Raw genomic sequence first — 19,055 nt, forward strand, 5'->3', positions numbered from 1 at the left:
GCTTGGCCGGCGGCATATTTCATGGAGGAAGAAAATGGACGCGACATCAAAACCCACCTGCCACATCGTTCGCCCCAACCATGCCTATGACGGCAAGCAGGGGCTCAGCTATTTCCAAGGGATAGCGGCGGAGACGGTCGGCGCCAAGGGCATCTGCATGCACCTGCTGACGATTCCGCCCGGCGTGCGCGCCAAGGCGCATCTGCACGAGGCGCACGAGACGGCAATCTACATGCTCTCCGGCGAGGCCCATACTTGGTATGGCGACCGGCTGGAGCATCACGTCGTCGTCCATGCCGGCGAGCTCTACTATATCCCGGCCGGCGTGCCGCACATGCCGGCCAACCTCAGCAGTACGCCCTGCACAGCGGTCATCGCCCGCACCGACCCGAACGAGCAGGAAAGCGTCGTGCTTCTGCCGGAATTGGACGCGCTGGTACCGGCGTGAGGTCATCCGCATGGAGGCGTCGTTCCCCGGTTCATGGCCGTATCGCAAGGCGCCATGTCACACGCCCGTTGCCGGGATGCCGCTGCGCTCCACCTTGCGCGGAGAGGTGATCTCCTTCCAGGTGGAGAGCGCCTTGCTGACGGCGGTGACCGGTTCGCGCCGGACGAACTCGCCGTGGCCCTCGCGGGTCTTGATAGTGCTTTCCTCGATCGCGACGACGCCGCGTGTCAGCGTGTAGCGCGGCAGGCCGGTCACTTCCTTGCCTTCGAAGACGTTGTAATCGATCGCCGACTGCTGGCTCTTCGACGAGATGGTCTTGGAGCGCTTCGGATCCCAGACGACGATATCGGCATCGGCGCCGACGAGGATCGCGCCCTTCTTCGGATAGATGTTGAGGATCTTGGCGATGTTGGTCGAGGTGACGGCGACGAATTCGTTCATCGTCAGCCGGCCGGTGTTGACGCCGTGTGTCCAGAGCATCGGCATGCGGTCTTCGAGGCCGCCGGTGCCGTTCGGGATCTTGGTGAAGTCGCCGACGCCGAAACGTTTCTGCGCCGTCGTGAAGGCGCAATGGTCGGTGGCGACCACCTGCAGCGAGCCGGAAGCAAGTCCGGCCCAGAGGCTGTCCTGATGCTGCTTGCTGCGGAAGGGCGGCGACATGACGCGGCGGGCGGCGTGATCCCAGTCGGGATTGGAATATTCGCTCTCGTCGAGCGTCAGGTGCTGGATCAGCGGTTCGCCGTAAACGCGCATGCCCTTGGCGCGGGCCCGGCGGATCGCCTCATGCGCCTGCTCGCAGGAGGTATGGACGATATAGACAGGGCAGCCGGCCATGTCGGCGATCATGATGGCGCGGTTGGTGGCCTCGCCCTCGACCTCGGCCGGGCGGGAATAGGCATGCGCCTCGGGGCCGTTATTGCCCTCGGCAAGCAGCTTTGCCGACATCGAGGCGACGACGTCGCCGTTTTCGGCGTGCACCAGCGGCAGGGCGCCGAGCTCGGCGCAGCGCTGGAAGGAGGCGAACATCTCGTCATCGTCGACCATCAGCGCGCCCTTGTAGGCCATGAAGTGCTTGAAGGTGTTGATGCCCTTATCGCGGACGATGGTCTCCATCTCCTTGAAGACCTGCTCGCTCCACCAGGTCACCGCCATATGGAAGGAATAGTCGCAATTGGCCCGCGTCGATTTGTTGTCCCACATGGTCAGCGCTTCGAGCAGCGACTGACCGGGGGCGGGAAGGGCGAAATCGACGACCATGGTCGTGCCACCGGAAAGGGCCGCGCGCGTGCCGCTCTCGAAATCGTCGGAGGAATAGGTGCCCATGAAGGGCATTTCGAGATGGGTGTGCGGGTCGATGCCGCCAGGCATGACGTAACAGCCGGAGGCGTCGAGCGTTTCGTCGCCGGAGAGGTTCGGGCCGATCTCGACGATCCTGCCGCCGTCGATCTTGACGTCAGCCTTGTAGGTGAGGTCGGCAGTGACGATGGTGCCGTTCTTGATGACTGTGGTCATGGCTGCTGTTCCTTCTCCCTGCGGTCCGTTGCTGTTACTGCTCAACTGCCATCGTGGGCCTACCACTTCGCAGGAGCGCTGCGCCTTTGGCGACAAGGCCGTAGACGGCCTCCTCACTCAGCTCATCGGGCGTGTCATGCTCTTCCTCATAATACCAGTCAGGCCGTTCGACGACATCAGTGCCGCCGACGGATAAGGACCAATAACCATCGCTTTCGCGAAAATAGAAATCCTTGCCATCGATCAGCCCGGTCGACTGTACGGGTTGGCTTCCCTTAGGGCGTTCGATCAGTATGCCGGGCATGGAAGGGCCGAGTACGACCCGAACGATAACAACAGCTTCGGGCTTCCCAACGATATAGTAGGATTGATGGCGCGAGGTGTCGTCACCAGAAATGGCCAGCTGAACACTCGAAGGTTCATAGCGCCAAAAGCTCGATATTTGCGAAAGCTTGATGCGCTCGCCCGCGGTGTTAATGCCAATGTAGAAGACTCGCACGGCAGGTACGTCGCCCCACGGACCTTCGCTTACCGGCGTCGCATTGGCGTTAGCCCATGCAAGGTCGTCGGCAGTCCGCTGATTATAGAACTTAAAAGCATCAGCATAATCGAGATAAGTCGTTGGCAAGTCGGACGCCATCACGCCACGATCTCCGCCGTCTCCACCACCGCATGGAACAGCACATCGGCGCCCGCCGTCGCCCATTCCTTGGAAATCTCTTCCGCTTCGTTGTGCGAAAGGCCGCCGACGCAGGGGCACATGACCATGGTCGCGGGAGCGACCTTGGCGGCCCAGCAGGCGTCGTGGCCGGCGCCGGAGATGAGGTTCATGTGGCTGTAGCCGAGACGTTCGGCGGCGGAACGAACCGAAGTAACCAGCTTTTCGTCGAAGGTGACGGGCGCGAAATGGCCGATCGCCTCAATGGAGCAGCCGACGCCGAGCGCGTTGCAGATCTTCGGGGCTTCGGCCTCGATCTTTGCCCGCATGCGGTCGAGCTTTGCCTTGTCGGGCGAGCGGATGTCGACGGTGAAGACGACTTTGCCTGGCAGGACGTTGCGGGAGTTCGGCGAGAAGAAGACCTGGCCGACGCCGCCGACGGCGCCCGGCTGCTCGCCCATCGCCACGCTTTGCACCATTTCCAGGATGCGTGACATGGCGAGGCCGGCATTGACGCGCATGTTCATCGGCGTCGAGCCGGTATGGGCTTCCTTGCCGGTCAGCGTGAATTCCAGCCACCACAGGCCCTGACAGTGGGTGACGACGCCGATCTGCTTGTCCTCGGCTTCGAGGATCGGGCCCTGTTCGATGTGATATTCGAAATAGGCGTGCATCTTGCGGGCGCCGACCTCTTCGTCGCCGACCCAGCCGATGCGCTTCAGCTCGTCGCCGAACAGGTTACCCTCAGGATCCTTGCGATTATAGGCAAAATCCAGGCTGTGGACGCCGGCGAAGACGCCTGAGGCCAGCATGGCAGGGGCAAAACGCGCGCCTTCCTCGTTCGTCCAGTTGGTGACGACGATGGGATGCTTGGTCTTGATGCCGAGGTCGTTCATGGTGCGCACGACTTCGAGGGCTGAGAGTACGCCCAGCACGCCGTCATATTTGCCGCCGGTCGGCTGGGTGTCGAGATGCGAGCCGACATAGACGGGCAGGGCATCGGGATCGGTGCCGGGCCGCGTGGCAAACATCGTGCCCATCTGGTCGACGCCCATGGTAAGGCCCGCTTCGTCGCACCATTTTTGGAAAAGGCTGCGTCCCTCGGCATCCGAATCCGTCAGCGTCTGGCGGTTGTTGCCGCCGGCAACGCCGGGGCCGATCTTCGCCATGTCCATGAGACTGTCCCAGAGACGGTCGCCATTGACGCGCATGTTCTCGCCTGGTGCTGCCACCATTCTCTATGCCCTCACCTGTTTGCGGCAGCCATGCAAGGGGCATGCCCGCCTGTTCCCGTGGTCTATTCCAGCGCCTCTTATTGGTTTTGTCGAGCGCCGGAAAATCGCCAGTTGCCTTTGTTTTTCATCTGGCGGATATTTGACCGATTGGTAAACATTACAACTTCCACCGCCGGGCTCAAGACGAAAATCACGAAAATTGCCGATAAAAATGCGGGCAGTTGCTCAAGAAAACGGCAGGGTCGCCCTCAGCCGAAACCTGAGCGAAGAAGTTGAATTTCAAGGGGAAACAATAGCCGATGGCTATTCCGAGAGCAGCGAAGACCTTGAGACGGACGCGGATCCAGGAGGAGAAGGAAGAGCAGATTCTGGAGGCGGCGCTCGACGTGTTCTCGGCACGCGGTTTTCGCGGCTCGACCATCGACCAGATCGCCGAAGTGGCCGGCATGTCGAAACCCAACCTGCTCTATTATTTCCGCACCAAGGAGGCCATGCACCGGGCGCTGATCGACCGGGTGCTCTACACCTGGCTGGAGCCGCTGCGCGCCTTCGACGCCGAGGGCAATCCGGAGGAGGAAATCCGCAGCTATATCAGGCGCAAGCTGGAAATGGCGCGCGATTTTCCGCGCGAAAGCCGGCTTTTCGCCAATGAGGTGCTGCAGGGCGCGCCGCATATCGAGGACGAGCTGAAGGGGCCGCTGAAGCAACTGGTCGACGAGAAGGCCGAAGTCATCCGCGCCTGGGCGAAATCGGGCAAGATCGCCGAATGCGATCCGTACCACCTGATCTTCTCCATCTGGTCGACGACGCAGCATTACGCCGATTTCGACGTTCAGGTGCGGGCGGTGCTGGGTCAGGAGCATGCCGGCGACGGGCGCTTCGAGGATGCGGCGCGGTTCCTGGAGCAGCTCTTCATCGGCGGGCTGCGGCCGGACACTCCGGCGACCTGATCGTTTAGCCTTTCTTCGGAAGCTGCACCCGGGCGAGGAGATCGGTGATGCCCTCGGTCGTATAGGGCTTCTGCAACACGGGCGCGCCGGAGTGGCTGTTTGCCTGGGCGATGCCTTCGCCGTAGCCCGTGGCAAAAACGAAGGGCACGCCTGCGGCCGCCAATCGGTCGGCAATCCCGAAACTCGTTTCGTCTCCGAGATTGACGTCGAGAAGCGCGAAATCGAAGGACCGGCCGTCGAGGATCTCCATCGCCTCGGCGACACTCGGCGCCGTCGTCACCTCCGCGCCGAGGCGGCGCAGGATATCCTCTCCGTCCATGGCGATGATCAGGTTGTTTTCGACCAGCAGGATCTTCAAGCCCGCGAGTTGCTCCTGATTGGCGGGTGTGGATTTGTGCTCCGCAACGCCGGCGGGAGCCGCCTGCGGCAATACGCTTGGGTCGACGGCGTCCACATAGCGGGCCGGAATGACGAAGTCCGCCTCCAGCCCCTGTTTGACATAGCTGATTTCGGCCTTGCCGCCGAGGTCGTAGGGAATGGAGCGCCGGATGATCGTCGAGCCGAAACCGTGGCGCTTCGGCTCGGCCACCGGCGGGCCATCCTTTTCACGCCAGCCGATCCGCAGATTGCCTTCATCGTCACGAATCCAGCCGAGTTCGACGGTGCCGCTGCCGGCGACGGAGAGGCTGCCGTATTTGGCGCTGTTGGTCATCAGCTCATGGAAAACCAGGGCGGCGGTGGAAAATGCCTGGGGATCCAGCAGAACATCTTCGCCATTCATCCGGAAACGTTGCGCGTTTTTGCCGAGATAGGCCGCGGTCTCGGCCAATAGCAGTTGCCGCAGCGAGGCGGGCGCCCAGTGATCCCGGGTGATCTGGTCATGGGCGCGGGCGAGCGACTGAATGCGGCCCTCGAGCTGGCGGATATAGTCACCGAGGCTGACCGACGTCGTCTGCGACTGCCGGATGATGCCGGTGATCAGGCTCAATATGTTGCGGACGCGGTGGTTGAGTTCGGCGATCAGCAGTTCCTGCCGTTCGTTCGCCATCTGACGCGCCATGCTGGCTTCATCGGTCAGGCGCAACACCACCTCGATCAGCGTCACGCGGATCGTTTCGGCCACCCGGCGCTCGGCCTCGGTAAAGGGGAGAGAGCGGCCGCGCACGAGTTCGGACCAGGCTTCGAAGCTTTTGCGCGGCGTCAGCCGCGGGCCGTTGGGGCCGTATTCCACCGGCTTATGGGGATCGCCGCCCCAGCGGACGGTGCGCACCAATTCCTGACGGAACAGCACGACGTAATCGCGCGGCGAACGCGAAATCGGTATGGCAAGCATGCCCGCCACCGCATCGTCGATCTTGAGATCCGGATAGGTCTCCGCGAGCCTGTCTACCGCATAGATGCGCCCGCCGGCATTGCGGTTGAGATGACGCACGAGTGCGGAAAAACCTCTCTCATCCGGCCCGATGCCGGCCAGCGCCATCCGGCCGTTGATCCAGACGCCGATTCCGTCGGCGGGAACGGCATCGGCGAGCGCCTCGATCAGCCAGGCGGGGTCGTCGAGCAGGCTGGCATTATCCGCCACGGACGTGAGAAGCCGGTCGGCGATGCGGCGCGCCTTGGTCTCGTAGTCGAGCGCCAGCCGCCGCTCGCGACTTTCAAGCCGCGACGCGAACATCTGGCCGAAGAGTTCGGCGGTGGAGCGGCTCTGTGCCGAGGGCAGATGCGGGCCGTAGTGATGGCAGGCGAAGAGACCCCAGAGCTTGCCGTCCACGACGATCGATATGGAGAGCGAAGCGCCGACCCCCATATTCTTCAGATATTCGATGTGGATGGGCGAGACCGAGCGCAGCACCGACATGGAGAGATCGAGCGGCTGGCCGTATTCATCGACTTGCGGAAGAACCGGCACCGGCACCGCATCGACATCGGCGATGATGCGAAACAGGTTGCGCAGATAGAGGGCGCGCGCCTGGACCGGGATGTCGGAGGCCGGATAATGCAGCCCGAGGAACGAGCCGATGCCGCTGCGGGCGGCTTCCGCCACCACCTCGCCGGAGCCGCCTTCGTCGAAACGATAGACCATGACCCGGTCAAAGCCGGTCAGAGCGCGTGCCTGCCTTGCGCCCTCGCGGAAGAATGCCTCCAGCGTCTCCGCCTGGTCGAGGCGGGACATCATGCTGCGCATAGAAAGCGAGGGGGCGTTGCGCCGGTCTTCCTGGCAGCGCTCGCCTTCGAGAATGACCTGATTTTCGTTGATGTGCACGGCAAGGTCGAAGCGGGACAGATCAGCCGTCAGGGTGATGTCGAAAATGCGTTCGACGACATCGGGACCGCGCAGCGTGGTCAGCTTGTTGCGGATCGTATGAAGCGCCTCCGGCGTGATCAGCGTCGAAATCGGGCGTCCGAGCGCATCGGCCTGCGGTATTCCGAGAAACTCGGCAAGATTTGCGGAAGCCCGCGTCACCATCCAGTCGAGCGAGATCGCCAACAGGAAACCGAAGGGCTGGATGGCGCCGAGCTGATGGATCGGTTCGCGGTCGCAATTGGTGAGATCGACAGGTTCGCGCGCCTCGCTCATGGGACAGCTTCCAGTTCGAGCTGCCCGGCCTTGAGGAAAAGATCAAAGAGCGCGCGGGCTGCCGAAACGGCGGCGGCGGGATCGGCGACATCGCTCGCGTCGAGACGATCCATGAAGACCTTGATGGCGCCCTTGGGGCCTTGCGGCGTGAGATAGGCGCTGGGCAGAGAATCGCGCACGGATTTAGCGAGCAGCGCGCCGCCGAGCTTGGAGCCTTCCAGGACGTAAAGGACACCCCAGATTGCCGCTTCACCCTGCAATGCAGGTGGCGGAAGGCGCTCTGGCAACCGGTCGCCGAGTTCGCCGATATCGGCAGACAGCAGCTGCGCCCGCCTTCGTTCCGGCCAGTCGGGCAGCAGGCGGATGACGCCGGCTTCCTCGAGCGCATCTTCGGCGGCCGGTATGATGCGGGCATGCGCGCGCAGGAATGTCCTGTACTGCTCTTTGCGGGAGAGGTCGAAGGTGCCGAAGAGCTTGTCGACTTCGGCGTGGCAATCTGCTGTTTGTGCGCGAAGCACGCTGCGAAGTGACATGCGGACCGTGTTCTGAGCGATATGGCACAGGGTGCCGTTTATTCGGATGGCAGATTAGCGATATATTGCAGCCCCTCAGTATTTCCAGAGAAACCCATAGAAAAACATGGGCTTCCCCACTTCGCGAATCCGCTGCCTGGCCTATGCCGGTTTAACCGGCGGCACTTACGGCGCGAGCGCGCCCTTCAGCCCGCAGGCGCTCCATCATCGCTATCGCGGCCCATTCGGCAAGGTCGTCAACGAGTTTTGAAACACGCTCCCCTCGCATCGCAGAGGGGAGCTTGCTGCTATTCGGCGGCGACGGCCTCGCTTTCGAAGGCGAAGCCTTCGTCGGCCCAGCCGGTCATGCCGCCGATCATCAGCTTGGCTTGGAGGCCGAGCTTGGCAAGGCGAAAAGCGGCCTTGTCGGCGCCGTTGCAATGAGGGCCGGCGCAATAGACGACGAACAGCGTGTCCCTTGACCATTCCGACATGCGATGCGCGGTTATCTTGCCGTGCGGCAGGTTGATCGCGCCCGGCAGATGGGATTGCGCAAACAGCGCCGGCGAGCGCACATCGAGAAGAACGAAATCGATTTTGCCGGAGGCGAAGGCGGCGCGGACATCCGAGCAATCGGTTTCGAAAGCGAGCTTGGCGGCATAATGGGCGGCGGCGAGATCGGGTGCGGCGGCGGGTATTTCGGAGACGGGGCTTGCCATGGAGTCTTTTCCTTCGGTGTTGGAATTGCGGCCTCGTATCGCCGATGCTAGAAATCTGCGAAACTGGCCATCATGACTGACAGCGTAAAGATCATGCCAAACACATCGCCTTCACAGACCAAAGGGCCGCTGGTCGCAGTGCTTGCCTATGACGGGCTCTGCACCTTCGAATTCGGCATTGCCTATGAGGTCTTCGGCCTGCCGCGTCCGGAGATGGGCGAAGGCTGGTATCGCTTCTCGGTCTGCGGCATCGAGCCGGGCCCGCTTCGCGCCGCCGGTGGATTGACCGTCGCGGTCGACAAGGGGCTGGAGGTGCTCGGCGAGGCGGACCTGATCGTCGTGCCCGGCTGGCGGTCGATCGATGCGCCGGTGCCGGAGCCGCTCGCGGCCGCACTCAGGGCGGCGCATCAGCGCGGTGCGCGCATCATGTCGCTCTGCTCCGGCGTTGCGGTTCTCGCCGGCTCCGGGCTGCTCGCCAACCGCCGGGCGACGACGCATTGGCGCTATGTCGCCTCGATCGCCGCGCGCTATCCCGATATCACTCTGGATGCCGACGTCCTCTATATCGATGAGGGCAGCCTACTGACGGCGGCCGGCAGTGCCGCCGGCATCGATCTCTGCCTGCATGTCGTGCGCGGCGACTTTGGCTCGGAGGCCGTCAACAGCGTCGCCCGCCGCCTCGTCGTGCCGCCGCACCGCGAAGGCGGGCAGGCGCAGTTCATCAGCGCACCGGTGCCGCAGGAGCGCGAGGGCATCCGCCTCGGACCGCTGATCGAATGGATGCGCGAAAGCCTCGCCGAGGAGCAGCCGATCAGCCTGCTCGCCAAGAGGGCGGGCATGAGCATGCGCACCTTCCAGCGCCGCTTCGAATCGACGACGGGCCTCAGCGTCGGCGAATGGCTGCTGAAGGAGCGGCTGCGCCATGCGCGCGATCTTCTTGAACGGGAGCTTGCCGTATCGCTCGACGACATCGCACTATCAAGCGGCTTCGGCACGCTGGCAACGATGCGGCACCATTTCCGCCGGCGGCTCGGAACGAGCCCGCATGCCTACCGGAAATCATTCGGCGGGTAGAGGGCCTTCCTCGGTATCTTCAGTCCCGATCCCTCCCGCTTGATGCCGTCGTATCGGCCTGCTGCGCTTTGCCACCAATTCCTTTGACGCCCTGTGGACCCGGCCAAACTCCAAGGAACCTGATCCCTCCGGAACAGTTAGTGTTTTCAACGGGGACTGGCAGGAGAGCGTCGCGGTGCCGAGCCGGAGCAGCAGCTGGTATGAAGAGGCTGTGATCTACAGCATCGATGTCGAGAAATTCGCCGATGGCAATGGTGACGGCATCGGCGATTTCATCGGGCTGGCGGAAAGGCTGACATATCTTTCCGAGCTCGGGATCACCTGCATCTGGCTCCTGCCGTTTTATGGCAGTCCGGACCGCGACAACGGCTATGACGTCAGCGATTTTTATTCGATCAACCCAAAGGTCGGGACGCTCGACGACTTCCTGGCATTTCTGCACAGCGCCGGCGAGCACGGCATCCGGGTGATCATCGATCTCGTCGTCAACCACACCTCCGATCAGCATCCGTGGTTTCAGGCCGCCAGGCGGGACGATCAGACACGCTACCGCAGCTACTATGTCTGGAGCGCCGATCCTCCGCCTGTCGCTTCGGGGGCCAAATCCATCTTTCCGGGCGAAGTGAATAGTCTCTGGACCTATGACGAGGTGGCGAGAGCCTATTATTTCCATCATTTCTACGATTTTCAGCCTGAACTCAATGCTGCGAACCCCGAGGTGCGCGAGGAGATTTTGCGCATCGTCGATTACTGGATCGCTTTCGGCGTCAGCGGGTTCAGGCTCGACGCCGCCCCGCTGATCATTGCCGACAAAGGGCTCGAACATGCCAATCCCCGCGATCCCCATGGCATATTGCGGCAGATCGGCGGCTATCTGCAAAGCCGGCGGCCGGGAGGCGTGCTCCTCGGGGAAGTCAATCTTGCGCCTGAGGCTTCCGACGCCTTTTTCGGAGAGGGAGATCAGCTTCAGCTTCTGCTCAACTTCATGCTTGCCTGCTATCTCTTCGCAGGTTTCGCCCGAGAAGACGCGGCCTCCATCAATCAGGGGCTGAGCCTGCTTCCGGAGCCGCCGCCGGGCTGCGGCTGGGTCAATTTCCTGCGCAATCTCGACGAACTCGATTTTTCCCGGGTGCCCGCGGATTTGAAGAAGGACGTCTTTGAGGTCTTCGCGCCGAAGGAAGAGATGCAGGTTTTCAACCGCGGCATCCGTCGCCGCGTCGCGCCGATGCTGCAATGCGACCAGCGGCGCATCGAACTCGCCTTCAGCATCATCTTTTCCCTGAGCGGGCCGCCCCTTATCGTTTACGGAGACGAGATCGGCATCGGCGAGGATCTTTCCCAGGCCGGACGCAACACGGTGCGGGTGCCGATGCAGTGGTCGGCGGAGAAGAACGCCGGCTTCTCCGGCGCCAGCAGCGGAAAGCTGTGCCAGCCGCTCGTCGCCGACGGGCCGTTTTCCTATAAGAAGGTGAATGCCGCCGATCAGTCGAAAGATCCTCATTCCCTGCTGAACAGGATCAAGCGCTTTATTTCTCTGCGCCGGAAACAGCCGATTTTCACGAAAGGCCGGATGGTGAGGCTGAGCGCCGACGATCCAGCGGTCTTGGTCCACGGGTTCGAGGACGCCGGCGCCCTCCTGTTGCTCGTCCACAATCTTGCGGATCGGCGTATCAAGACGAAAATCAATTTTGGCGGCATGCAGCCCAAAAGCTTTCGCGATCTGATCGACGATGTTGAATTTGAAGGGCTCAGCGAACCGCGCCTTGAGCTCGAACCTTATGCCTACCGCTGGTTTATTTCCGAGGGCAACGGATCATGACGCTGATCGGTTATCACGCTTCCCATGAACAATTTTCGCCGGCCGAGCTTCTTGGACATGCGCAGGCTGCGGAGGCTGCCGGGTTCGGGGCGGTGATGTCGTCCGACCACCTGACGCCGTGGAGCGAGAGGCAGGGGCAGTCGGGATTTGCCTGGGCCTGGCTGGGGGCGGCGCTTCAGGCGACGCGGTCCATTCCGTTCGGCATCATCACCGTGCCGATGGGATGGCGTTATCACCCGGCGATCACGGCTCAGGCTGGAGCGACGGTCGCGCAGATGTTTCCGGGACGGCTGCCGTGGATCGCCGTCGGCACCGGGCAGGCGATGAACGAGCACGTCATCGGCGAACGCTGGCCTCCCAAGCCTGAAAGAAACGAACGGCTGCGGGCGGCGGTCGAGATCATGCGCGAGCTGTGGGAAGGCAAGCTTGTCAGCCGGACGGAGCCGATCAAAGTCGATCAGGCACGCGTTCATACGCTTCCCGGTGAGATTCCTCGGATCGTCGCCGGGGCGCTGTCGCCGAATACGGCGGAGTTCGCAGGAGGCTGGGCGGATGCGCTCATCACCATCAATCAGCCGCGGGACAAGCTCGGTGAAATCATCGATGCTTTCCGGCGCGGCGGCGGGAAGGGGAAGCCGCTCTATCTACAGACACATGTTTCCTTTGCCGGTTCCGACGAGGAGGCGAGGGCGAACGCCTTCGACCAGTGGCGCAGCAACGCAATTCCCGCTGCGATCTCGGAAACGCTGCGATTGCCGGAGGAGTTCGATGAGGCCTGCCTCAAGGTGCGGCCGGAAGATATGGACGAGCATGTGCGCATCTCGGCCGATCCGCGACGGCATGTCGAATGGCTGAAGGCCGATGCGGCAATGGGATTCGAGGAGATCTACATTCACAATGTCGGGCGCAATCAGCGCGAGTTCATCGAAGTCTTTGGGCGCGAGGTGCTGCCCTCTTTCAAGGCTGACGCGTCGGGGCCGACGTCCGTTTGAACTGGCGGACCCTGGTGCCGATTGAGGGTTCCAAGCGCCATTTGCCCCTTTCGAAGTTGCCTTCGCTGAGCAGGGTTCGCCGGCTCAGCGCAACGCCGCGGATCGAATGTCTCCGCGGCGTCGCAAAACCGTTACTCCGCCGCCTGGCGGGCCATCGGATTGTTCGGGTGCGTCGTCCAGTTGGCGTAATTCGGATCGACGACGCGGCCGGTGCGCTTGTCGAGGCTGCCGGCGGGGAGTTGCTCCATAGTGATGCAGTTCTCGACCGGGCAGACGCTGACGCAGAGATTGCAGCCGACGCATTCCTCGTCCAACACCTCGAAGTGGCGCAAGCCATTGACGACGTTGGTGATCGCCTGATGCGAAGTGTCCTCGCAGGCGATGTAGCAGCGGCCGCATTTGATGCAGGCATCCTGGTCGATCTTCGCCTTGGCAATGTAGTTGAGGTTCAGATACTGCCAGTCGGTGACGTTGGGCACGGCGCGACCGGTGATGTCGTCGAGGGTTTTGTGACCCTTTTCATCCATCCAGTCGCTAAGGCCAGTGATCATTTCTTGCACGATCTTGAAGCCGTAGGTCATGGCGGCGGTGCAGACCTGGACGTTGCCGGCGCCGAGAACGAGGAATTCGGCTGCGTCCCGCCAGGTGGTGATGCCGCCGATGCCTGAGATCGGCAGGCCGTAGGTTTCGGGATCGCGGGCGATCTCGGCCACCATATTGAGGGCGATCGGCTTGACCGCCGGGCCGCAATAACCGCCATGGCTGCCCTTGCCGCCGACCGTCGGGTTGGGGGCGAAGTTGTCGAGATCGACGGAGACGATCGAATTGATCGTGTTGATCAGCGAGACGGCGTCGGTGCCGCCGGCCTTGGCGGCGCGGGCGGGGCGGCGGATATCGGTGATGTTGGGCGTGAGCTTGGTGATGACGGGCATGCGGGTATACTGCTTGCACCAGCGCACGACCATTTCGATATATTCCGGCACCTGGCCGACGGCCGAGCCCATGCCGCGCTCCGACATACCATGCGGACAGCCGAAATTGAGCTCGATGCCATCGGCGCCGGTCTCTTCGACGAGCGGCAGGATCGACTTCCAGGCCTGCTCCTCGCAGGGCACCATGATCGAGGCGATCAGCGCCCGGTCCGGCCAGTTCATCTTCACCTGCTTCATCTCGCGCAGGTTGGTGTAGAGGTCGCGGTCGGTGATGAGTTCGATATTGTTCAGGCCAAGCAGGCGGCGGTCCGCACCCCAGATAGCGCCGTAGCGCGGGCCGTTGACGTTGACGACGGGCGGGCCTTCCTCGCCGAGCGTCTTCCAGACCACGCCGCCCCAGCCGGCCCTGAAGGCGCGCTCGACATTGTAGGCCTTGTCGGTCGGCGGCGCGGAAGCCAGCCAGAACGGGTTCGGGGATTTGATGCCGACGAAATTATTGCGGAGATCAGCCATTGTTCTCTCTCCCCTCAAGCAACCGCGACAGCCGGAGCGGCTGCGGCGGAAAGGGTGCGATGGATGGATTCGGCCGCGTCGCGGCCATGGGCAACGGCGGAAACCGTGAGATCCTCGCCGCCGAAGACGCAGTCGCCGCCGGCCCAGATGCCGTCGAGCGAGGTGCGGCCTTCGACATCGACCGCGATTCGGCCGGATTCCATGCGCAGGGAGCCGAGCCCTGAGGCTTCAAAGGTCTGGCCGATCGCCTTGAAGATCTGGTCGGCGGCGATCACGCCAGTTTCGCCTGTGCCGACGAGGCGGCCGTCCAGGATTTTGGTATATTCCACTTCGATGGCGGCGACCTTGCCGTCCTGCGACAGGATTGACTTCGGCGCCAGCCAGTGACGGATGATGACACCCTTGGAGCTTGCCAGATCCTGCTCATATTCCGAAGCGTTCATGTGCTCCTTGCCGCGGCGGTAGCAGATCGTCACCTCCTCGGCGCCGAGGAGCTTTGCCTGCACGGCGGCGTCGATCGCCGTCATGCCGCCGCCGAGAACGACGACGCGGCGGCCGATGGCGATATCGCTCTTGTTTTCAGCCTGGCGGAGTGCGGCGATGAAATCGACGGCATCGTCGACGCCGGCAAGATTCTCGCCCTCGATGCGCAGGGCGTTGACGCCGGCAAGGCCGATGCCGAGGAAGACGGCGTCATATTGCGCCTGCAGATCGGCAAGCGAAAAGTCGCGGCCGAGAAGGGCGCCGTGGCGCACATCGATGCCGCCGATGGACATGATGTAATCGACTTCCTGCTGGGCGAAGTCGTCGACCGTCTTATAGGTGGCGATGCCGTATTCGTTGAGGCCGCCGGATTTTTCCCTGGCGTCGTAAATCGTCACGGAATGGCCTTTCACCGCCAGGCGATGGGCTGCGGCAAGACCAGCCGGGCCGGCGCCGACGACGGCGATCCTCTTTCCTGATGCTTCGGCCCTGACATAGAACTGCTTGCCGGCCTGCATGGCGGTGTCGGTGGCGTAACGCTGCAGGCGGCCGATCTCGACAGGCCGTTCTTCGGCGGTGTTGCGCACGCAGGCCTGTTCGCAGAGCTCTTCGGTGGGACAGACGCGGGCGCACATGCCGCCGAGAATGTTCTGATCGAAGATCGTCTTTGCCGAACCGAGCGGATTGCCGGTCGAAATCTGGCGAATGAAGAGCGGGATGTCGATCGAGGTGGGACAGGCCGTCATGCACGGCGCGTCATAGCAGAAATAACAGCGATCGGCGGCGACCAGCGCCTCATGATTGTCGAGGCGCGGATGCAGATCGGAAAAATTAGCTTCATACTCGGCGGGGGTAAGCCGGCCGGCATGAATCCCAGTTTCCAGTCGTTCCATTGAAGTTCCCTCATTATTGGTAAACGGCCTGTGGGGAAAGCGTAACTCAGGTTTAAAAATTTATCAAACGGTAAAATTTTGAGGATTCGCCGTTGATTTCCATCCGGCAAGTCTTTGTTTTTAAAGGGTGGAATTTGCCTTCTTCGAATCCGAGATTCACGCTGGAACGCGGGAAGGACAGAGCCTCAGAAAAAAGATTTAAAAAAAGTCGATTTTTTTCGAATGCCCGGGAACCAATCCTGAGCTTCCTCGTTATTGCGATATCCGGATGGTGATCGCATCGACCCAACATGCGCGCCCCCAACCCACTATCCGGACGTACTCACGGTCCCCTCCCGGTGAGTGAAGACAGCCGGTGCGCCGCCCTCGCACCGGCTGTTTTTCCGTTCCCGGCCTTCTGTTTGGGCTTCACACCCGCTTGAGGATTTCAAATTCGGTTTCGGGAATGGTCAGGCGATATTCGATGCGGCCCGGCACGAGGTTCAGCTCCGCCTTGCCGTTGACCGAGGAGGGCACGACCCGCTCGAGCACGGTGCGGCCGAAGCTGTTGTCGCTGAATTCATGAACTTCCAGCTGATCCTGCAGCACCTCAGCCCAGGCGATCTCGATCGCCCTTCTTTCGCCGATCATCGCTTCGCGGCAGTTGAGTGTGATGGAGGCGGCGCCGCCCGATATGGCGCCATAGGAAGCGGAATTGACGATCAGTTCATGGAGAGCAAGGCCGAGATGCACCGCGGCATTCGGCGTCAGATGGGCGTTGATGCCGTAGATCGGCATGGAGCCGGCCGTTTCCGGCCAATAGGGAGCGAACTGCTTTTCGGCGAGTTCGAAAAGGAAAGCGCCGCGCCAGCTCGAATCGGTGATCAGATCCTGCGAGTTGGAAAGCGACTGCAGCCGTCCGCGGAATTTGCCGAGGAAGCTGTCGAGGGAGAGTGTGTTGCGCGCCGTCTGCGTGGCAATGCCCTGAATGATGGCGAGAAGGTTCTTCGAGCGGTGCGAGAGTTCGCGCAGCAGCGATTTCAGCACTTTTTCGCGATGCCGGCTCTCGGTGACTTCGGCCATGACCGACAGAAGCCCATAAGTGCCGCGTTCGCCGGTGCGCTGGATCTTCAGCTCGTAGGTGCGCATTTCGCCGTCGACGTCGATCTCGACCTCGGCATTGTTGGGAATGCCGGTTTCCAGCACCTTGTGTTTCAGCGCCGTCAGATATTGCCCATGGGCATCGCCGAAAAGCGCGGCGTCGCTGCCGCCGGGCGCAAAGAGCGCGGCGAAATACGGCGGCAGATTTTCGGCGTAGAAGATCGAAAGCCGGGCGTCCTGGCAGAGGACGGAAATCCCGGCGCTGCCGAGCGCGCGTTCCATCATTGCGGCCTTGCCTTCGAATGCGAGAGGCATGCCGGACAACGGTTCAGTCGTATTCACTCGGCCGCCTTTCCTTGTGACATCTCGAACGCCGCTAGAGAGAGCGCACTTCCAGAAATCGCCTGCCAACTCTAGAACAAAGCGCTGCAAAAACCGTTAAAGCCGCCGGGGCGTCCCGGCAGCACCGGAACGCTTGCTTTGACGATTTGGTTCCGAGGGCCGGAAAATTGCGCCTCAGGCGGCTACTCTGGTCGATTCATTGAAGAAAAGAGCCTGACTGATCAGGGCTTTGACCATGTCGGGATTGAAGGGCTTGGTGACGAGGAAAGTCGGTTCCGGGCGCTCGCCGGTCAGCAGCCTTTCCGGGAAAGCGGTGATGAAAATGACCGGCACGCTCGCCGTCTTGAGGATGTCGTTGACCGCGTCGATACCGGAACTGCCGTCGGCAAGCTGGATGTCGGCCAGCACCATGCTCGGCTTGGTCTTGTTGTAGAGCGCCACGGCCTCGGCATGGGTGCGGGCAATGCCGGTGACGCGGTGACCGAGGCTTTCGACCATCTGCTCGATATCCATGGCGATCAGCGGCTCGTCCTCGATGATCATGATATCGGTCGCAACTTGGCGGGAGATTTCCTGCGAGGCCTTGTCGAGCAGACGCATGACGTCCTGTTCGTCGAGCTCCAGGATTTCCGCGATTTCGGCGACGCGGAAATTCTCCACGGCGGCGAGCAGGAAGGCCTGGCGGGCGCCCGCCGAAACCTTGGAAAGATTGAGGGTGGCACGTTGCTCCCAGGCGTAGGGAGAGGTCGGCTCTGGAATCTGGATCGCGGTGGAACCAAACAGTTGAGTAAACAGTTTGTAGAGTGCAACCCGGTCATTCGCCGTATCCGGGAAAATCGAAAGATCGGCGATAATGGCTTCAAGAACGGCGGCGACATAAGCGTCGCCCGATGTCTGAGTGCCGGTAAGGGCGCGGGAATAGCGACGCAGATAAGGAAGGTGCGGCGCAATTCGAGTAGAAAGTGTCATAAAGGGCTCCCGTATGCAGGCCGGTCTTGGCTTCAATGAGCGGTTAACGCCGCCTTGATAAAAAAGTTCCGGAACGGCAGGAACTTTTTTTGTCGCGCCGCATTATCCAAGCCGACATGAAAGGGCGTAACATTTTGACCCACGCAGCAGCAGATGCCCGCGACATTGATAGTAGAACACTCAATATCGACGGCATTGGCGGCTGCTGAAATCATGGTTATTCCACACTGCGCCCCTGGAACAGATAACGGCGAGAAGACGAGTTGATGACTACACGCAATAAAGAAGCAGCGGAGCAGCGGAAGCTCGAGCTGCGGGCAAGCGACATCCTGGACCCGAACAATCAGATCGGCGTCAAGCTGCGGTCTCTCTATGCTGCCGCGCAGGATGAGGCGATTCCCGATCGTTTTCTCGACCTTCTCGAAAAGCTCGACCATGCCGAAATGATGGCTTCTGCCAAGATGGCCGAATAGGATCGCCCGCATGGAAGACAAAGTGCAACCCAGCTTTAAGCGGGAATTGCTGGCGGCCCTCCCTAGCCTTCGCGCATTCGCAATCTCCCTCATCGGCCGGCATGACCGGGCAGACGATCTCGTTCAAGACACCATCATGAAGGCCTGGGCCAAGCAGGACCATTTCGAGATGGGCACCAATATGAAGGCCTGGCTCTTCACGATCCTGCGCAACGAGCTTTACAGCCAGATGCGCAAGAGCGGCCGCGAGGTGCAGGACAGCGACGGGCTGTTCACCGAATCGATGGCGATGCACCCCTCGCAATATGGCGCGCTCGACCTGCAGGATTTCAAGAAGGCGCTCGACCAGTTGCCGCCCGACCAGCGCGAAGCGATCATCCTCGTCGGCGCCTCGGGCTTCTCCTACGAAGAGGCAGCCGAAATCTGCGGCTGCGCCGTCGGCACCATCAAGAGCCGCGTGAACCGCGCGCGTCAGCGCCTGCAGGAACTGCTGCAGATTTCAGGCGAGGCCGATTTCGGCCCGGACGCGACCTCTGCGCCGCTGACGTCGAAGGCATTTGCGTTTTGATGATGGGTTAGGGGAGCCGGCCGCCTGTTGCGGCGCCGGCTTTTTGTATCGTATTAAGGGGTGGTCGCGACCTCTCCCCGCCCTCATTCCTGTGCTTGTCACAGGAATCCAGCGCGCACAAGTCCTTGGGCGCAAAAGACTCTTTCCGTTTAAGATGGTAGTTCACTCACGGCGCGGACGCGCCGTGGCTGGATTCCTGTGACAGGCACAGGAATGAAGGTGGGTGGGGTCGGCGTCCCACCCTAATCTTCGCCGGTACGGAGGGCATAACCCACGTCTCCTCATTCTCTGTGGCAGGCGAGCAG

19 protein-coding genes are annotated in these 19,055 nt (G+C 61.9%); 8 read left to right on the forward strand and 11 right to left on the reverse strand.

Features of this window, described 5'->3' with window-relative positions; all coding sequences use genetic code 11:
- Positions 1-34: 34 nt before the first annotated feature.
- Positions 35-448 (forward strand): cupin domain-containing protein, encoded by a 414-nt coding sequence (locus ATY77_RS08810; protein ID WP_088687005.1) that lies wholly within the window; start codon positions 35-37, stop codon positions 446-448.
- A gap of 57 nt (positions 449-505) precedes the next feature.
- Here ATY77_RS08810 and hydA read toward each other — a convergent pair whose 3' ends face one another.
- From hydA to ATY77_RS08825, 3 genes are read right to left on the reverse strand one after another with little or no spacing between them, the layout of a single operon-like run.
- On the reverse strand, positions 506-1,960 hold the full coding sequence (gene hydA / locus ATY77_RS08815; protein WP_088687006.1) for a dihydropyrimidinase: 1,455 nt from the start codon (positions 1,958-1,960) through the stop codon (positions 506-508).
- A 34-nt stretch (positions 1,961-1,994) separates the two neighbouring features.
- Positions 1,995-2,603 carry a hypothetical protein gene (locus tag ATY77_RS08820; protein ID WP_141103916.1) on the reverse strand — a complete coding sequence of 203 codons (609 nt, stop codon included), beginning with the start codon at positions 2,601-2,603 and terminating at the stop codon, positions 1,995-1,997.
- Entirely contained in the window at positions 2,600-3,853 is a 1,254-nt protein-coding gene (locus ATY77_RS08825) for a Zn-dependent hydrolase (RefSeq protein WP_088687008.1), read from the reverse strand. Before ATY77_RS08825 ends, ATY77_RS08820 begins: the two co-directional genes overlap by 4 nt.
- Before the next feature lie 299 nt (positions 3,854-4,152).
- On the opposite strand from ATY77_RS08825, the gene ATY77_RS08830 reads away from it, so the two are divergent.
- Positions 4,153-4,803: a TetR family transcriptional regulator C-terminal domain-containing protein gene (locus tag ATY77_RS08830; protein ID WP_088687009.1), complete on the forward strand. Its 651-nt coding sequence runs from the start codon at positions 4,153-4,155 to the stop codon at positions 4,801-4,803.
- A gap of 4 nt (positions 4,804-4,807) precedes the next feature.
- On the opposite strand, the gene ATY77_RS08835 is transcribed toward ATY77_RS08830, so the two are convergent.
- Together ATY77_RS08835 and ATY77_RS08840 are read right to left on the reverse strand one after the other, a co-directional pair.
- Positions 4,808-7,381, reverse strand: a complete 2,574-nt coding sequence (locus ATY77_RS08835) for an HWE histidine kinase domain-containing protein (RefSeq protein WP_088687010.1) — start codon at positions 7,379-7,381, stop codon at positions 4,808-4,810.
- Entirely contained in the window at positions 7,378-7,914 is a 537-nt protein-coding gene (locus tag ATY77_RS08840) for a biliverdin-producing heme oxygenase (protein ID WP_088687011.1), read from the reverse strand. The genes ATY77_RS08835 and ATY77_RS08840 overlap by 4 nt, the downstream gene beginning before the upstream one ends.
- A gap of 106 nt (positions 7,915-8,020) precedes the next feature.
- Here ATY77_RS08840 and ATY77_RS32785 point away from each other — a divergent pair, with 106 nt between their 5' ends.
- On the forward strand, positions 8,021-8,164 hold the full coding sequence (locus tag ATY77_RS32785) for a hypothetical protein (RefSeq protein WP_190237600.1): 144 nt from the start codon (positions 8,021-8,023) through the stop codon (positions 8,162-8,164).
- A gap of 37 nt (positions 8,165-8,201) precedes the next feature.
- Here the strand turns inward: ATY77_RS32785 and ATY77_RS08845 are convergent, their stop codons facing one another.
- Complete coding sequence (locus tag ATY77_RS08845) at positions 8,202-8,612, reverse strand: rhodanese-like domain-containing protein (protein ID WP_088687012.1); 411 nt, start codon at positions 8,610-8,612, stop codon at positions 8,202-8,204.
- Between the two features lie 72 nt (positions 8,613-8,684).
- Here ATY77_RS08845 and ftrA point away from each other — a divergent pair, with 72 nt between their 5' ends.
- The 3 genes from ftrA to ATY77_RS08860 all read left to right on the forward strand — a co-directional run bounded on the left by ftrA (position 8,685) and on the right by ATY77_RS08860 (position 12,497).
- Positions 8,685-9,686 (forward strand): transcriptional regulator FtrA, encoded by a 1,002-nt coding sequence (ftrA, locus tag ATY77_RS08850; protein ID WP_088687013.1) that lies wholly within the window; start codon positions 8,685-8,687, stop codon positions 9,684-9,686.
- Between the two features lie 175 nt (positions 9,687-9,861).
- Positions 9,862-11,505: an alpha-amylase family protein gene (locus tag ATY77_RS08855; protein WP_088687014.1), complete on the forward strand. Its 1,644-nt coding sequence runs from the start codon at positions 9,862-9,864 to the stop codon at positions 11,503-11,505.
- Positions 11,502-12,497, forward strand: a complete 996-nt coding sequence (locus ATY77_RS08860; protein WP_088687015.1) for a TIGR03885 family FMN-dependent LLM class oxidoreductase — start codon at positions 11,502-11,504, stop codon at positions 12,495-12,497. Before ATY77_RS08855 ends, ATY77_RS08860 begins: the two co-directional genes overlap by 4 nt.
- A 131-nt stretch (positions 12,498-12,628) precedes the next feature.
- Here ATY77_RS08860 and preA read toward each other — a convergent pair whose 3' ends face one another.
- The 5 genes from preA to ATY77_RS32425 all read right to left on the reverse strand — a co-directional run bounded on the left by preA (position 12,629) and on the right by ATY77_RS32425 (position 17,924).
- Entirely contained in the window at positions 12,629-13,942 is a 1,314-nt protein-coding gene (gene preA, locus ATY77_RS08865) for an NAD-dependent dihydropyrimidine dehydrogenase subunit PreA (RefSeq protein WP_088687016.1), read from the reverse strand.
- A 14-nt stretch (positions 13,943-13,956) separates the two neighbouring features.
- Positions 13,957-15,318, reverse strand: coding sequence for an NAD(P)-dependent oxidoreductase (locus ATY77_RS08870; protein ID WP_088687017.1), 1,362 nt, complete (start codon positions 15,316-15,318; stop codon positions 13,957-13,959).
- Between the two features lie 408 nt (positions 15,319-15,726).
- Positions 15,727-16,722: an HWE histidine kinase domain-containing protein gene (locus ATY77_RS08875; RefSeq protein WP_190233594.1), complete on the reverse strand. Its 996-nt coding sequence runs from the start codon at positions 16,720-16,722 to the stop codon at positions 15,727-15,729.
- Positions 16,723-16,914: 192 nt separating this feature from the next.
- The gene (locus ATY77_RS08880) at positions 16,915-17,709 is read right to left on the reverse strand and encodes a response regulator (protein ID WP_088672859.1); all 795 of its coding nucleotides are present in this window, start codon (positions 17,707-17,709) and stop codon (positions 16,915-16,917) included.
- A gap of 32 nt (positions 17,710-17,741) precedes the next feature.
- Complete coding sequence (locus ATY77_RS32425) at positions 17,742-17,924, reverse strand: hypothetical protein (protein ID WP_141103917.1); 183 nt, start codon at positions 17,922-17,924, stop codon at positions 17,742-17,744.
- Between the two features lie 51 nt (positions 17,925-17,975).
- Here ATY77_RS32425 and ATY77_RS08885 point away from each other — a divergent pair, with 51 nt between their 5' ends.
- The gene (locus tag ATY77_RS08885) at positions 17,976-18,182 is read left to right on the forward strand and encodes a NepR family anti-sigma factor (protein ID WP_088672860.1); all 207 of its coding nucleotides are present in this window, start codon (positions 17,976-17,978) and stop codon (positions 18,180-18,182) included.
- Positions 18,183-18,192: 10 nt separating this feature from the next.
- Positions 18,193-18,750: an RNA polymerase sigma factor gene (locus ATY77_RS08890; protein ID WP_004677121.1), complete on the forward strand. Its 558-nt coding sequence runs from the start codon at positions 18,193-18,195 to the stop codon at positions 18,748-18,750.
- Positions 18,751-19,055 lie beyond the last annotated feature (305 nt).

Origin of the sequence: Rhizobium sp. R634, assembly GCF_002211305.1 — a bacterium.
Taxonomy (GTDB): domain Bacteria; phylum Pseudomonadota; class Alphaproteobacteria; order Rhizobiales; family Rhizobiaceae; genus Rhizobium.